The sequence below is a fragment of the Candidatus Zixiibacteriota bacterium genome, from assembly GCA_034439475.1.
Classification (GTDB): Bacteria; Zixibacteria; MSB-5A5; order GN15; family FEB-12; genus JAWXAN01.
In genome coordinates this window covers 12,286-28,602 of sequence record JAWXAN010000012.1, presented here as the reverse complement: position 1 = coordinate 28,602, position 16,317 = coordinate 12,286, and the positions used below count along the sequence as shown (strand labels likewise).

Sequence of the window (16,317 nt, the reverse complement as noted above, 5' to 3'; positions counted from 1 at the left end):
CTATTTTTTTACTTTCTTATTTTTAATTAAAATGCGTTTAAATAATTTTTTACTATTAAGATAAATCGCATTCGCAAACGAATACACACCGTCTGCACCAACGGACCCCACATGTCCGATAATCTGAAACTGATCAGGATTATATTTATCAACAAAAGTCACTGGCACACCCATCACTCCAGTATAATTCTCTGGGATTTCAGCCACTTTTGAAACTTCAATCGCATCATAATTATCGTACTTCGGATATTCTTCCGGAGTATATTTTTTATATAAAGTCAGTTCTTCGTGTCTTTTTGTGGTGTCTAAATTTGTGAACCACATAATCCGCCCCATGCTAAAATACTTCACGCCGTTTACAATTTTTTTTCTCGATTCTGTTGGTATATCGTAATCCATTGGGACTTGGAACCATTTTGTCCCGTTGTTGTCATAACCAAGCCACAATCTGTTTTCTTTTATCAGTTTAAAAAATTCTTTATATGTAATTGCGTTCTGATCACCAAGAATTATAAACTTCCTTTTATACTCGACCAACTGCTCCACATATTCGCGGAAGAGCGAGAATGGCGGGTTAGTTACAACAATATCTGCTTGTTTGAGTAGTTCTATACACTCCTCACTGCGAAAATCACCGTCACCCTTAAGTGGGGTGGCGATATTGGCATCATTTTTCAAGAGCCACTTCACATCAGCAAGCCCCACCGCGCCGTCTGCGTCGGAATCTGTCACTTCATTGAGCTCGATCTTGAACGGCTCTTTGCCTTTCGGTTTTAAGCCTTTGACTTCAAAGAGCGGCAACTGTCCTCCGGCAATCGGTGAGTTTGTATAACTGGTGGAGATTAACTTTTTAAGACCAAGAGCGTTAAAATTGGCGGCGAAATATTTGAAAAAATTACTTTCAAATGGATCATCACAATTGCAATAAACAATTTTACCTCGAAACTGTCCTTTGTAATGCTTCAATTCTTTTTCAATATCAATAAGCTGAGTATAAAACTCATCTTTTTTCGCCTTGTTGGCTTTGTGTAAATTACTATTTAATGATTTCTTTACCATAATTATTTTCTGGTTATCAGATCATACGCCAAACTTGCGAGCAATCCGATGGCATGATTCTTTAACCGCTTAAGTAATGTCTTCGAGTGAAATTTTATAGACATCGCAGCCGATGGCTTAAGCATCGATTCCAGACCTCCAATACTGTCATCAGGAGATTTTATCATGAGTCGGGCAAGCCGGTAAGGTCTATTGAGAGGTTCGGCAAGGCCATAGTACGATGTACATAAGAACGAATATCCGGCGTCCCGCGCTATATCCTGCAAACAGAACGGATATCCGCCCATCGGAACAGCAAATGCGGAAACGCGAGACTCAAGATTTTCCTCGATACACTTCTTTGATTCAGACAGTTCATTTCCAATCTCTGATCTCGACAATCGATTGAGCAGGCGGTGGGTCAGGCCGTGTGATTGCGAACTGATTCCCGCTCGGTTTAGTATAGCAAGCTCTTCCCATGTCAGATACCCCGTCTTGCCGACACGGGTTGGAATTACAAATAACTCCGCAGGCCAATCATGTTGTTTCAGCAGAGGCGCGGCGATCTCCAACACGCTCTTGTGGCCGTCATCAATGGTCAGAATAACTGGCCCTGCTGGCAGCGCCCCCGCGCCCTTGCCATACTGTTCAATTTGGGAAAATGAAACAGCCGTGCACCCATTGACTTTAAGAAACTTCAGATGCTCCTCAAATAGCGCCTGTGTTGTGATATAGGCCCTGTCCTCATCCTTAATCCCCGGTTGAGTCGACTGGTCTATGCCGAAATAATGGTAACACAAGATCGGAATCCTGATTTTGTGCTCGTCGCTTTTGGGTTTGTTCATGAGCGCGATTCGCTCCATGTGGTCTGTTTGCTCTTGGTGAAAAATTGATACCACGATGAAATCAGAGCGAGATTCGATGAAGTAAAAAAGTAGATGAGCTTGATAATTTTATGGTTCGATTGCTGCCTCCGTTGAAGGTATCCAATGTATGCGACTGTATAAAACAGAATCTGGACAATTAGTATTGCTATCCATACACTCGACGAGCTTTTCAAGGCAAGGAGGGCTGTACTTATAAACGCGGCGATCATGAAAAACGGAATGAACCAACGAAGCAATTTATGGCTCAGTAACTGCACACTATAAAAGCCAAACCTAAACGGATTGAGAAGATGATATTTGTACGCCAGCGCATTTATTCCCCCAAGCGTCATACGCGCTCTCCGGGTAAACTCGCGCTCGGCCGAGGGAATCATCGGGACCAGCGAACGGGCCTCGCGTATGTGTACACCCCTACTTCCGCGCTCCACTACTGTCATCGGGATGACTATATCATCAATTAGATGATCCGGAATGGCTTCGAAGTATTCTTTTCGCACCGCGTAAAAACAGCCGCTCGCCGAGACTATGCTGCTCACCGCGGATTCGGTGTCTCTCAGCCACATTTCATATCGTACATACGCCCCTTGCGCTGATTCCGTCCGTGCGCCATCGGGGCTGACCCATAGATCCTCGCTTGAGGCTAACCCGATCCTTGTGTCATAAAGAGCAGAAACAAGATTTTTCACTGAATCTGGTTCGAGCATTGTCGTCAGGTCGGTGAAAATAACAATGTCATATTTCGCCGCTGCAATTCCCCTCTTTTGAGCCGCAGTCTTGCCCATTCGCGGTATTTGCCGTATTAACGATACCCGGTTATCCGGATACGACTCAACAACTGCATCGGTCCCGTCCTGCGAGCCGTCGGATATTACTATCACCTGGAGCTTGTCCGCTGGATAATTGGAGGCGAAAGTATTATCAAGTTTCTGTGTTATTGCCGAAGCCCCTTGGTAGGCGGCAATGATAATTGACACTGGCGGCGCGAAATTGCCATTCGACGGCTTAAGAATCGGCTTTTCTTTGGGCATTAGCCGCAGCAGGATCGGATAGCCGATATACGTATAGAAAATGAGTCCAATGGAAACGAAAAAGATAACTTCAGCCATGTATTCGTCCGGTACGAAGTGTTGTTCCCTTTGGTTTCGGCTTTACCTCACATGCCGCGCGCCAAACCTGCACCTGCAATTTTGCGACCCTATCCCAATCATATTTTTCTAAGACCATCGCTCGCCCGTTTTCCCCAAGTCTTTCACACGTGGCCGGGTTGTCAAAGAGCGCGAATATTTCTTTGGCGAATGATTCAGGCGAATCGGCTATGATTATATCGCGTCCAGCAGTCACATCCAAACCTTCGGCCCCGATAGTAGTCGAGACGACAGCTTTTTTCATCGAAAGCGCCTCGAGTATTTTCAACCGGCTGCCGCCACCTATACGGAGCGGCACAATGTAGACTGCGGCTTTGGCAATATACCCGCGTACGTCGTCGACAGTCCCGGTGACCGTAATTCTATTATCGGCTTTCGCCAATGCAATTATTTTTTCAGGCGGTTTTCGTCCGACAATCCAAAGCCTTGTCCGGGGACGCTGCTCTAAAATCCGCGGCCAAATATCCTCATGAAACCATACTATTGCGTCCTGATTTGGCCGCCAGTCCATTGAACCGGTAAAAACAAGTGTCTCCGGCTCTATCGCAAGGGACGATGGCGTAAAAAAGTCGGTCTGGACGCCATTCGGGACAACCACGACATTTCGGGCATTATAGCTCTCTGCGAGGCGGCCTTTATCTTCTTCCGAAACTGCGATGACCATATCAAATAGACGACACAGGCCTTCTTCGAATGAGCGCACTTTGTCATACTGCAATCCAATATAAAAACGCTTGAGCGGATGTTTCTCTTCCTCATGATACCTCTGCCAAATGACCGCTTCCATATTGTGCTCGGTGAGGACCAGGGGCAAGCCCGATTGGTCAGGCACTGAGGTGGCAAGGGAAATTGAATCGCAATGAATCAGGTCGAATTTTCCGGTCGATGCCAGCTCGGCCACCATATCGACATACGGTCGAAAAACATGTTTATCGACTATAAACGGTCTACTGGAAAAGAGATTTTTGAATATCCCACCATAGAACCCGGCGCGGGATCCCGGAGGATGAGACACATATTCCACCCCGGCGCAATGACGGCGCATTTCAGCAAGCCTCGCAGAATAGTTCTCATCATGAACCATTGTCGCAAGTGTTATGTGGACGTCTTCATCCGTTGACGCATGCTTTATAAGATTAAACGTTCGAAGCCGCGCGCCAGTATTGGTCGGATAGGGAATGTCACCTGTGAGAAAGAGTACGTTCATTCGTTGACAATCCGATTGTTTCCTGATAGGCATGCAGAAACGCCTGCGCGTATCGATCAAGACTATAGTATTCGCTGACACGGTTGCGAGCCGCAACGCCTAATCGTTTTCTGAGATTGGAATCGATAAGAAGTTTCCGAACTGCAGCCGTTAGCGAGTCAGATGTCCCCGGTTTGACCAGTAGTCCCGACCGGCCGTCTTCGATTGCATCAGGACATCCGCCCACAGAACTTGCGATGACCGGCAATCCGTACGACATCGCCTCAAGTAGCGCCATTGGAAGTCCTTCAGTCAGCGACGGTAGCGCAAATATATCCAAGCCTTTATATACAGCGGCCATATCTTTTTTCCAGCCTGGGAAAAAAACAATATCATGGATACGGAGTTGAAGAGCCAGCCGTTTTAGCTCCCCCATCAGCGGTCCATCTCCAATTATGACGTAGCGCGCCTCAGGATGACTTGTGCGAAGCCGCGCCGCGGTATCGAGCAGGAAATAATGTCCCTTCTCCACACTCAGACGCCCGACGGCTCCGATGAGAATTTCATCCGATTCAAGGTAAAGTTCGTCGCGGAGTTGAATATCCCTACCTATCGCGCTCACCGGTGGTATCTCCACGCCGTTTTCAATAAGGAGGAGCTTTTCTTTGGGGATTCCTAACCTCATCAGCTCGGCCAATTTAGGTTTTGAAACGGCAACCACTTTCTCGACGTATTTCAATAATCTGCTCTCAAGGTATTCATAGCATTTGACGCGAAAAGTGTGCGAAGTCCAGCCGTGGGCAACCGACAATATCGGAATCTTGCGTCCGCGTCGTGCCAGAAGGCCGATTACCAGAGCGCGGTAATCATGGACTACAAGGAGCGCAGCTTTCGTTTCTTTGATTATCTGCCGCAGTGACTGTATGGCCGACAAGTCAAATGAACCGCTGATGGATATCGGCCGGATCGGGATTTTCATTTCGGCAGTAGTCTCAAGGAGCTGGTTCTCGGTCGATTTGAGGACAAACGAAGAGAGCACAAACTGAAATTCGGAGCTTGTGATTTGTTCGATACCGGAAAGTATCAGCTTTTCGGGGCCGCCGACCAAAAACCCGCTTCGGACATGGAGAATTGTCTGCACCATTGTCTTTTTCTCTTCAGCTCTCTTGCTATAACTCGTGCTTCAATCTACGAATAATGACCTCTTGGTCTACTTTAGTAACGTACGAATGTGTCGGCAGGGTTAAAAGTCTTTTTGCAATCGATTCGGCATTTACCGCGCTTTCAGGATGAATATCCTCCGCAAAGAGGCTTTTGTCTCGGATAACTGCAAGCGGCTCTTTATACATACGGCTCACCCCATATCCCTGAAGCTCCTCAAAGAGCTGGTTCCGCTTTGCATCATCGCTGACCAATAGTGGAAAACGCAAAAACAGCGATTCCGTAGGCTCCGAGCCGTGAGGCATGGCAAACAAAGCCGTATCTTTATCCTGTAGCTCTGTGATATAATTCATAGCCAGATTGGCCCGGTCACGGTTTATTGTGTGAAGCCGCTTCAGCATTTTTTCTGCCAAGACTACCGCCGCGCGGGGCATTTGGGCTGGTGTAAACGACGGATCATAGACCGTCTCACCGAGTGTGACAAATGGAAGTTTCCCTATTATCCAAAATAAGGACGGACGGAGCATCAGGCTTATCGCAACCGCCTCAAGAAACACTTTTATATTGGCTTTCACCGAAGCCCTTCGAATCGAATCAACTATATGTTCAAACCTCTGTGCCAAGGCTTTATCCTTTGTAATTATTATACCGCCGCGAATGGAAGTGATCGCTTTTCCTTTACTGAGGCTGAAAAAACCGACATCTCCAATCGTTCCTGCGTACCGATTATTCAACTTAAGACCCATTGACTGCGCGGCGTCTTCGATAAGAAAAATCTTATGCCGCTTTGCAAGACCCTGAATCTTATCCACATCCGCGCTCAGGCTAAAAGGATAGACCAGAAGAATCGCAAGCGTTTTCGGGGTTATTGACTGCTCAAGCTTGGTCAGATCGTATTCAAAACTATTCACATGAAAATCAGCAATCCTAATCTTCAGTCCGGCCTGTTTTACCGCTGACGGAACCGAGAAACAGGTATAGCCCGGGACGATGAGTTCGTTTCGCGCATCAGCAGTAGCCGCCTGAAGTCCTTTGAGAATTACCGTTAACGCCGAACGCCCAGAATTAGTCAGAAGGCAATAATCAGTCTCGAAATACCGCTTGATCTTTTCCTGAAAATCGTGATGCACATTCTTAAACGTAAATAGACTTAAACCGACCAACAGCACATCGCCAAATGATATTTTCGTCCCAGCAGGGGCGACAGTGCGATGCCTGGCCTTTGGGATTGAAGCGCTGTCGTGTTTTGCGTGTGTGATAGTCTCGACCGGCACGGCTATGGGAGATTTTTAGAGATTGACGGCCCAATCAGACGGGTCAGCGGCAAAGGCATTTTTTTCCATAGCGCTATCGCCGTCTGGTACTTTTTATTGTTTGGATTCAAAGCCGGGAGTTTACCCGAGGCAAGATAGGGATATTCCCAGTACAACTGCTGTTCTTGACAATTGAAATGACGTTTAAAATCGGCCGGGCCCGATTCCTTGTTTGACCGCCCAAAATCGCACAGCGCAAGTCCGCCCCTGATGGCATCCTGTGTCGCTTCCCACGACAATAAATAGTTGGCCAGAAGCGCGCGATACGCTTTGGGATACCCGCCCCAGATCTGAAATAACGTATCCTTCCAGCTTATCGTCAGTTTGCATCCGGCGATATTATTATCTTTGAACGCAACATACATCGCGGCCTTCTCGCCAAATGCCTTGAGCACTTCTTCAAAAAAACTCTTGGGCAGGACCGGTGTCCCATGTTCTTTCATGGCTATGGCAAAGCCACGGTAAAAATCATTCAAAATATTCTGGCCGCGCTCCACTCTCAATCCATGCTCGTCTACTTTACGAATTCTGTTTCGAGTCGCTTTACGAAAGGCTGCGAACGTGGCCTCTTCGGTTTCAGCCAGCGGAAGCAGAAAGGTGCATTTTTCCAGCTTCACCGGGTGACTATCCCGAACAGGCAGACAATTGCGGAATTCAAGATGGTTGACTTTCAGTTCTTTCGCCAGAGCGATGGCATTGTCGTATAAGACATCGGCGGCGCCTTGTGAATTAGCTGACACTCCGCCATAGTTGAGAAATGGCATCGAGATGAGAGAATCGCCGAAGATTCTGCTTCGACAATGAGTCAAAGGCAAAATGCCGACAATTTCACCGTTTTGTGTGACAGCAAGGTTGCGCGTTGTATGCCCAAGGGATTTTTCTAAAATATCCCGCCAGACAAAGAGATGATACAACGTCGCGGTTTCGGATTGTATCACAAAAGCATCCCATCTTTGCGCGTCCGTCCAGTGAGGGTGAAACTCTAACGTCTGGTTGCACTCGCCTGAGATTCTTTGCGATGTTTCCGGTGTGGATTTTTCTATAGTCATATTGTACTCTTATACCCTAAAATAAGCCTGCTGTGGCAATCTCCGGAGCGGCTAATGTTGAATCGGGCTGACCAAGAAGCGCTTCGGCTTTTTTCTTTTCTACTTTTTCTCTGACAATAATACTGCATGTCCGCGCCAGAAGGCCCATCAAATAGAGATGTGGGTAATATGTGCTTGTAATAAAACAGCCTGAGACAATATATCCCACAAGCCCGATATCCACCGCATGGATGTACGAAGCGAGAAAGCTCTTGTCCTCGCCAAGGTCTCGCAAGCTCTTCAGACTTTTCTTGTTTTCCCTAAAGGTCACAACCATGATATAAATAAATGCCGCGAGTCCCAATAGCCCCATCTCGGTGCCAGCTTGGACGAAAATATTATGGGGCTCCCACCAGATATTAGCCGATGCCTCGGTGCGGTAGGTGCCCCCGTATGCAGTGGAAAAATTGCCAACGCCCATACCAAGGATGGGCCTGTCGATAATCATATGAAGCCCTGCGGTCCAGAGAGTAAGCCGTATGTTTGCTGATTCATCCTCCTCATAATTGGCTGTCGATACAATTCGGTCGATATACTCATCCGGTAACAATGGTATAAGACCCGCAAAAAAAATCAAGCCGGAGAGCGCAATAAGCAACTTGTGTTTGCTGCGCCAGAAAATCATTCCGAAGACAGCAATAACACCCACGAACGCCCCGCGCGCGCCGCAGATTACCAAGGAGACAACAAAGAGGGCGCAGAGTGAACCCAATATGAATTTGTGCCAAACCGTTTTTACAGCGGCTATTAAATAGTATGCGAAAGGGAAAAGCACCAAAACACCGAGGCCAAGCTCTGAGGCATTAGCAAGAAAGCCGGATGAAAACCCGCCGACACCGTGAACGTTATCATCGGAACCGGTCATGATGGGCCGTGATGACTCCAAATGCAGCGGGCCGATATGAATCCCGTATCCACCAAGTCCCGTGGATACATTTTTCCCTATAGTCAAATACGTCCAGATCTGAATAACGCAGACGAAAGCGACGCAGCCCAATACCACATAGGTAAACGTTTTCAGATTCTTTTCAGACCGTATCATCTGAGAGGCAAGAACATAGAATATTACAAATTTACTGAACTCGGTAAAGAGATTGACTGACTCGCTGAGATATATCGATGTGAAAATGGACAAACCCATTACCCCTAAAAATCCAAAAATAGCCCTATCTATTTTTTCAATCGCGTATCCACGCCGTGTGAACACAAAACTGTTCAGTATCCATAAGACGATAAGAAGAGCCAAGAGCCCGGCCTGGAGACGAATCGCTCCCAAGGCGTGGATAACGTCGGCTGGCCGGAGATAGACCATGATGACATAGAGTATAAAACCCCAGTAGGGCTTTTTGAGCATGACTATCACAAATAATACCGCGAGCACGGTCCCGATAGAAAGCAGAAAATCTACATATAATCCCACAGCGGTCAGCAAAAGCGTTGCCGCGGCCAGCACACCGTACCAGATGAATTCCTTCGTTACAAGCGCTTTATTGTCCATAAATGTCACTGCCTAAAAGTCATCTTTACGTTTAAATAGCGATCTCCGATGGCTCCAAAACCATTGACCAGTCGTCACACAAGCCGTTCAAAACATTTAACCAGTTTGCCAGTGAGATATTTACGGTCATATTGCTTGATATACTCCCAGTTGGCGCTCACTGCAAGCTCTCCGCTTTCTTTTTTACGCAGATATTGACGCAGTGCCTCGACTATGCCGTCAATATTATCCGATGCCGCAAAAGTGCCTGATCCGCTTTCGACGATAATATCGGCCGTCTCCCCCGGCCAGCCAACCAAAAGAATCGGTCTTCCGCTCCGGAGGAACTCAAATAGTTTACCTGGAATTATCTTATCGCTGGTTCCCTCGCCTCCCCCCGATGGCATGAGTAAAAGTAAATCCGCCGCCATCATTGCCCGCACTGTCTCCTTGTGCGGTTTGAAGCCGACAAGCTCGACATGGCTCGCAAACGGCTCACGGCTCAAGGCATGCTTCCACATCGGCAACAGGTCGCCTATAAAAGTTACACGGAGCTTCTGATGGTACCGTTTATCTTTAAGAAGCGCCTCCAGAGCTTTTAGAAATTGTTCAAATCCGGAATTGTCATACAGCGTCCCGATATTGACAATGTTCAGATATTCCTTTTTCGAATCGTGGTATATCTCTTCAGCATTGTGCGCGCAATAGTCTGACTCATCATAACCGTTCGTGATTACTTCATGCTTGGTCACCGGAATCTTCGGAAACGATTCTTGAGACAATCCTGAAAAGCGGCTGCCCACATTGACAATCAACGAGGCCCGGGTGAGAACTTTTTCCTCCATCTTCCTCTCCCGAAACTGTCTCCGAGGGGTGGAACTATCACGAATAAAATTGTCCGTCCAGGGATCGCGGAAGTCAACAACCCAGGGTTTCTTAGTCAGCCTTGCAAGCCAGCCCCCGACAAGATGATTGGTTTCGGGTGGGGATGTGCTAAAAATCAGATCAACCGACTCTTGTCGTATCGCATGTAATCCGGTCTTGACCGCGAATGGAACCCAGCCGATTCGCTCATCGGGAACATACATCCGGCTATGTGTCATATGGCTCAGGGGTGACAACACAAGCCGCTTCAGTAGCGCTCTGGCCGAAAACCTAACCGGTTCATGGCGGCCTCCATTCTTTGGAGCCGGTGAGACCGATGAACCATTGGAGCTTTGATTACCGTACGCCCGGTCAAAAATCATCTTTTCAAATCTTTTCGGTTCGAGGGAGTAGGCTCTGTAAATCGGTGTGTTCTGGCCAAGCTCTGCGAGCAGCGATTCGTCGAATGAACCTTTCGGGGGATTTTTCACAGTCAGGATAATCGGCTGCCAGCCAAAATCGGGGAGGTACTTGGCAAATTTCAACGGGCGATAGACCCCGCTGGTTCGAGCCGGCGGAAAATCGTAGGCTATAATCAGGACTTTCTTCATATACGGACACTTTGCTCCCTTGCCAGAGCCCGCCATTGTCCCTTTGCCGAAGACCGGCTAAAGCACAACTTTGCGTGCGTAGAAAGCCTCGGCGTAGTGAAAAGGTGACGCCGACTCAAGTCCTCTAAGTCGCAGCAGGGCATAAAATGTCTCTGAGGTAAACCAGTGTTTTCCACTCTGGCTTTTGAACGCTTGCAGTAAATACTGTACCTTCCTTTGACAGATATCATGATCAAGTCCCACAAACAGATTGGGCGAACCAAGATCGGCATCGTATTTAGGAATCTCGTATTCAAAGATAGTATGATCCCGAAATGTGTTCCACGTCAGGTTGGCAATTTCCCTATGGTCCTGATGCAGATCAGCTCTGGTGTGAGTGAAGATCAGATCGGGTTGAAAGCCGCTCTTAATCCTCTCAAAGTAGTCTTTTATCTCACTTCCATTATACGGGAAATGGCCGTCTCTATACCCCTCCACGCGAACCTCTTTTTTCTTCACATCAGCCAGAAAAAGCTCAGCGCTAACCCGGGCCTCGGACTCTCTTTCATCCGTGCCGCTGAAGACGATCCAGCAGACTTCAAGCTTCGGATATTCCTGCGTAAGACGAAGTATCGTCCCGCCACAGCCGATTTCGATATCATCGCTGTGCGCCCCCAGACAAAGTAGCCGGAATGGCTCAGATTTGGGAGCCTGAAAGGAGAATCTATTCATCTCTTTTCTTAATACTGCCGTTTTTGGGAGATGATTTCCATGCCTCCCACGGCGTGTAGCCTTTCGAATACATGTCATCGAACATCTGCTTATCTTTGAATGTATCCATACATGCCCAGAAACCGGTATGGGTATATGAAATCAACTGCTGGTCGCCGATAAGACGTTGAAACGGCTCATTGACCAAATCTTCGCCGGGACGTAGATAATCGAAGATGTCTTTTCTCAAAATAAAATAGCCGCCGTTTATCCATAATCCGGACATCCCGATCTGATGAATCTTGGATACCAAACCATTTTCCCCCATTGCCACAACATGAAAGCTCTGCGATGGTTGTACCGAAAGAAAACTGGCGATTTTATCGTGCTTATGGAAATGATCAAGCAGGTCACTCAGCCGGATATCAGAAAGTCCGTCTGCATAGTTTGCCAGAAAGGCCTCTTCCCCTTCAAGATAGGGCTTTACCGCCAGCAGACGTTGCCCAATATTGGACTGCAATCCGGTATCGACAAAAGTGATATTCCAGTCTTCAATATCGCTGTTTATCAGGCTAAGTTCTTTGCCGCCATGGGTCATCGTAAAATCATTCGAAAGACATTCGTTATAATTCAGAAAGTATTCCTTAATAGTATCCCCTCGATAGCCAAGACAGAGGATGAAGTCCTTATGGCCATAATGGGCGTAATATTTCATGATATGCCAAATAATCGGTCGATAGCCGATGGTAACCATTGGTTTTGGAATTGTATCGGAAAACTCACGGAGGCGGGTACCAAGCCCGCCACAGAACAGAACAACCTTCATAAACCCTCGTTTATCTATCTTGCGCCAATCTATACAAACCGTCTTAGTTTCTCAAGTCCATAAAATGGCTGGGTCCAAACCGGTCGGAGTGGACTTTTTCGCTCGGACGGATATTTACGGTATATATCGGCAGAATATGGAAGAGTTCAATTGTGCTTGCGGAAAACAGGTTTCACCGGCCGGCCATGCAAATACTTCTCGATTCCCTCGTCGAGCGCCTTTTTATACACAAATAGCGCGTCCCCCATTCGCTCAAGGGTCTTATCAATAATCTCGTCGGTATGGGAAAAACTGACAACCAGCGAAGGCGCCAGAATACCCCGGGCAATCGTCTCCTGCAAAAAAAGAGTCCGAAATGCCTGCGAAGGCCGTTTCTGTTCATCTCTGGTGGCATAAGTGAGATTCGATGGCTTGCCTATGACTTCAAAACAACCATCCAGTTTCAGTTCTCTAATGATTGCATTGATACCGGCTGTAAGCCGCGTTCCGACTCCATGGAGATGGTCAATAACATTCTCGGTTTCGTATACTCGGAAGACTTCCAAGGCCGCCGCGAGGGCGGTGTGTTCGGCCCCATGGGTTGTTGAAAGGAGAAAAACCCGCTCTTTATCATGGCCGATTCCACCCAAATCCATAATTTCCCGCTTGCCAGTCAAAGCCGCAATGGCAAAACCGTTCCCCATCCCTTTACCCCATGTAGACAAATCAGGCTGAATACCATAGACTTTTTGTGCGCCGCCTAAAGACCAGCGAAAGCCGGTTATTATCTCATCAAGAATAAAAACAGCCCCGTTTTTCTGGCAGAGGCGCTGAACGACCTGGAGGAAATTATTCTGAGGCGGTGTTGTCGTTTCGGCTTCGAGTATAACACAGGCAATCTTCCCCGGATAAAGCGCGAACAGCTTCTCCAGTGACTCAGGATCATTGTACCTGAAAGAGTGCGTCAGGTCCCTTACCGACTGTGGTATTCCCGAATTCATCGGAGTACTGCCAATAAACCAATCGTTGGTAGCAAAGAATGGATGATCCGCGCAGACGGCAACCATGTCCCTGCCGGTATAGGCACGGGAGAGCTTAACAGCCCCGGTGGTCACATCGGAGCCATTCTTGGAAAACTTAATCATTTCCGCGCCCTCAAAGAGCGACAAAGCCTTTTCGGCGCACTGAAGTTCGATTGTCCCCGGGCGCGAAAAGTTACTTCCCAACTGCATCTGGCGGTGTGCCGCTTCGATTACGGATGGATACGCGTGGCCAAGTGTGACAGTTCTCAGTCCCATCCCATATTCGATGTATTCGTTGCCATCGGCGTCCCAGACATGACAGCCCAGACCCTTTGTCAGATAGATTGGAGAGTCGACTGGATACTGATCGTCAGCTTTGGCATAGGTATGCCCTCCGCCGGGTATGAGCCAGTGAAATTTTTCCTGCAACCCCAATGACGCGTCGAAACAGAGTTTATCTGAATTGATGGCAGGAAGATTAATCTGAAGTTCCGGTTTTGACATAAACGCCTATTGAACAGCGGAGATTTTTCTTGAAGTTGCCAATGATTGCAGTTGTCTCGGTTTCGTATTGAACCGGTCTATTATCTCCTGCGGGATATGTCCCAAATCGGAGCCGCGAAGATAATCCATCATCGTCGTTCCCGTGCATGAGGAATCAATATTATGCGCCCCGTGCGAACCGAGAGCATCAGGATGATGAATGAACTTCGGTTTCAAATCCGCAAGCACAGCGGCATATTCCTCGACCGGCATTTTAAACTGGGCCGTGCGCGGATCCAGCGGCGCAAACGCCGCTTCGGCCATATTGCGGCCTAATTCGCACAGAGCCGTTGCCACCCCACGAGGAGAATAGACAAGAATTTGGCCGTTGTACAATTGTTTGCGGCGCTCGTCGTCGTTAAATGCGGCATCAAAGTAAATCGTGTTCATAATAACTCAGCCTTCTATTTCCATGCTTTTTCAATCGGCAGATTTGTCTATTTTTTTTGTGAGCAGTCCATGTTCTATCAATCTATCGGCAACGCCTCGAATTAGCTGATACGGCAAATTCGACCTTTCGGCAATATCCAAAAGCGAATGACAGCCATCGGATAGGTTAAGCACCCAGAGCATAGCAAGCTCCTCGGTTTTGGCCTCGGTCAGACCGCCCATAGATCGATACAGACCCCGTTTACCCAATTGCGGTTCGCAGAATGGATTGGTATTGAGATAGGTATAGTTGCTCTCAAGTAGATCAATAACTTCAATATACTTGTCGAGAGAATCGGCAAGAGCTTCGGCTGTAACAAATCCAGGATTATCATCCGATGTATGGTACTCCGGATAGCGTCCATGCGGTGTCCGAGTCAATGAACCTACCGCGAGATTGAATCCGGGCGAACAATATTGCCGTTCGTCATACCCATAGGGCGAAAAATCATGTACCTCATACTGCTGACCGCTGTGACTGAGCGTATGCATGACTGCGCGATCTATTTCGGCCTTACCCTGACGGCTTTTCTTGTAATGCATTTTCCCGTTATCCCCCACACATGCAACAACCAACCCATGTTTGATTTTTTTTGTGTGCTCTTTTCGAAGTGCAAGCCAGGTAATTGCCCCGATGGTGCCCGGAGCAAAGAGAAACCGACATGAATACCGCCGACTGTGTCTTTTGCTGATTATACCAGCCAATTCAGTCAGAAGAGCGAGACCCGAAAGATTATCGTTGCACAGCGAAGGATGGCAAATATGTGCGGAGAAGAGCGCTTCCTCGTCTGAATCCCCTTGGATAAACAACTCGCCAAATGTAAGATGTCCCGGCTCAAGTGTCGAATCAATGACCACTTCGTAGTCTCCTTCGGACAATAACTCAAGCTGTCTATGTGGAAGACAGAAACCCCAGGTTGGCTGGTAATACGATGTCCGGTATGGTATCGCATTCGGCTTGTTTGGCAGAGTATGGCAGTGCTTTTTTAATTCAGCGAGAGAAATGATTTTATTGACCGGTATGCTGTAGCTTACTACATGAAGGTTGTTAATTTTGAAATCGACTATCTTATTTCCGTCCGGCGCTTTGATATAGGCATCGCGGATATTCCATTCAAGCGGCACCGTCCAATCGAAAACCTGCTGACCGGTTGGGATCTCATGAATTTCAATCGGAATTCGGCCTTTGAGAATATTCAGGCTTTCTCTTACCCCATTGCCAGTGATGCTTCTGCAAATGGGATACAGTTCTTTTATCAGAGCGTGCATCCGCTCTCCCGTTGTACCTGTACCTAAGGAAGTAAATGTGGATTTTGTACTCAGCGACATACTCATTGTCTAACGATCGAAATCAGGATAACTATTGTCCCGTTCTGATATAATGTTAACTGTCTCAGGCCATGTAATGGCAAAGGCCGGATCATTCCATCTCAGACCACGCTGGCATTCCGGATGATAAAACTCCGACATCTGATACTGCAATTCCGTGTTATCCGATAAGGTGAAAAATCCATGCGCAAATCCAACCGGAATATACAACATCGTCCTGTTTTCGGAAGTAAGATTTATTCCAAAATGTTCTTTATATGTCGGCGAGTTTTCTCTCAAGTCGATGATGACATCAAAAATCGAACCCATCGTACACCTGACAATTTTCGCCTCGGCGAATGGTTCGTTCTGCCAGTGCATCCCCCGCAAAGTGCCTCGTTTGGCATTGAATGAAATACTGCTCTGAACCAAATTCGGATTCAGGCCATTATCTTTGAATTCATTGGTGCACCAGACACGAGCGAAAAAGCCGCGTTCGTCCGCTCGAAGTTCGAGAGTGACCACATATGCCCCGGCCAGCTTAGTCTGTGTAAAGTTCATAATATTGGGCACGTGCAGGGCATGGACTCGTAACCAAAGAAAAGATGGATTCCAGCTTTCGGGGCTGTTGCAAAACCCTCTCCAAAAATTTCCTGCCCGTCATTGTGAGGAGCGAATTCCGATGAGCGACGTGGCAATCTCATATTTGTCTTCTCTTTTTTCTGGCGTACGTTCCACCAAGGCGGACTT

General features: G+C 47.5%; 15 protein-coding genes. All 15 read right to left on the bottom strand.

Features of this window, described 5'->3' with window-relative positions:
- On the bottom strand, positions 1–1,059 hold the full coding sequence (locus SGI97_01070) for an adenine-specific methyltransferase EcoRI family protein (protein MDZ4722495.1): 1,059 nt from the start codon (positions 1,057–1,059) through the stop codon (positions 1–3).
- Positions 1,060–1,061: 2 nt separating this feature from the next.
- Positions 1,062–1,883: a polysaccharide deacetylase family protein gene (locus tag SGI97_01065; GenBank protein MDZ4722494.1), complete on the bottom strand. Its 822-nt coding sequence runs from the start codon at positions 1,881–1,883 to the stop codon at positions 1,062–1,064.
- Entirely contained in the window at positions 1,880–3,031 is a 1,152-nt protein-coding gene (locus tag SGI97_01060) for a glycosyltransferase (GenBank protein MDZ4722493.1), read from the bottom strand. The genes SGI97_01065 and SGI97_01060 overlap by 4 nt, the downstream gene beginning before the upstream one ends.
- The gene (locus SGI97_01055; GenBank protein MDZ4722492.1) at positions 3,024–4,277 is read right to left on the bottom strand and encodes a glycosyltransferase; all 1,254 of its coding nucleotides are present in this window, start codon (positions 4,275–4,277) and stop codon (positions 3,024–3,026) included. The genes SGI97_01060 and SGI97_01055 overlap by 8 nt, the downstream gene beginning before the upstream one ends.
- The gene (locus SGI97_01050; GenBank protein ID MDZ4722491.1) at positions 4,252–5,400 is read right to left on the bottom strand and encodes a glycosyltransferase; all 1,149 of its coding nucleotides are present in this window, start codon (positions 5,398–5,400) and stop codon (positions 4,252–4,254) included. The genes SGI97_01055 and SGI97_01050 overlap by 26 nt, the downstream gene beginning before the upstream one ends.
- 25 nt (positions 5,401–5,425) lie before the next feature.
- The gene (locus tag SGI97_01045; protein MDZ4722490.1) at positions 5,426–6,547 is read right to left on the bottom strand and encodes a DegT/DnrJ/EryC1/StrS family aminotransferase; all 1,122 of its coding nucleotides are present in this window, start codon (positions 6,545–6,547) and stop codon (positions 5,426–5,428) included.
- 146 nt (positions 6,548–6,693) lie between these two features.
- Positions 6,694–7,779, bottom strand: coding sequence for a FemAB family PEP-CTERM system-associated protein (locus SGI97_01040; GenBank protein MDZ4722489.1), 1,086 nt, complete (start codon positions 7,777–7,779; stop codon positions 6,694–6,696).
- Between the two features lie 16 nt (positions 7,780–7,795).
- Positions 7,796–9,316 carry an O-antigen ligase family protein gene (locus SGI97_01035; protein MDZ4722488.1) on the bottom strand — a complete coding sequence of 507 codons (1,521 nt, stop codon included), beginning with the start codon at positions 9,314–9,316 and terminating at the stop codon, positions 7,796–7,798.
- A 74-nt stretch (positions 9,317–9,390) separates the two neighbouring features.
- Complete coding sequence (locus SGI97_01030) at positions 9,391–10,770, bottom strand: glycosyltransferase (protein MDZ4722487.1); 1,380 nt, start codon at positions 10,768–10,770, stop codon at positions 9,391–9,393.
- Between the two features lie 57 nt (positions 10,771–10,827).
- Positions 10,828–11,481 (bottom strand): PIG-L deacetylase family protein, encoded by a 654-nt coding sequence (locus SGI97_01025; GenBank protein ID MDZ4722486.1) that lies wholly within the window; start codon positions 11,479–11,481, stop codon positions 10,828–10,830.
- Complete coding sequence (locus tag SGI97_01020; GenBank protein ID MDZ4722485.1) at positions 11,474–12,286, bottom strand: glucose-1-phosphate cytidylyltransferase; 813 nt, start codon at positions 12,284–12,286, stop codon at positions 11,474–11,476. The genes SGI97_01025 and SGI97_01020 overlap by 8 nt, the downstream gene beginning before the upstream one ends.
- Positions 12,287–12,432: 146 nt before the next feature.
- A complete protein-coding gene (locus SGI97_01015) occupies positions 12,433–13,791 on the bottom strand; it encodes a glutamate-1-semialdehyde 2,1-aminomutase (protein MDZ4722484.1) in 1,359 nt (452 codons plus the stop codon).
- A gap of 6 nt (positions 13,792–13,797) precedes the next feature.
- Positions 13,798–14,220: a hypothetical protein gene (locus SGI97_01010; GenBank protein ID MDZ4722483.1), complete on the bottom strand. Its 423-nt coding sequence runs from the start codon at positions 14,218–14,220 to the stop codon at positions 13,798–13,800.
- Between the two features lie 30 nt (positions 14,221–14,250).
- Complete coding sequence (locus SGI97_01005; GenBank protein MDZ4722482.1) at positions 14,251–15,528, bottom strand: DUF4910 domain-containing protein; 1,278 nt, start codon at positions 15,526–15,528, stop codon at positions 14,251–14,253.
- Between the two features lie 69 nt (positions 15,529–15,597).
- Positions 15,598–16,128, bottom strand: a complete 531-nt coding sequence (gene rfbC, locus SGI97_01000) for a dTDP-4-dehydrorhamnose 3,5-epimerase (GenBank protein MDZ4722481.1) — start codon at positions 16,126–16,128, stop codon at positions 15,598–15,600.
- Between the last annotated feature and the right edge of the window lie 189 nt (positions 16,129–16,317).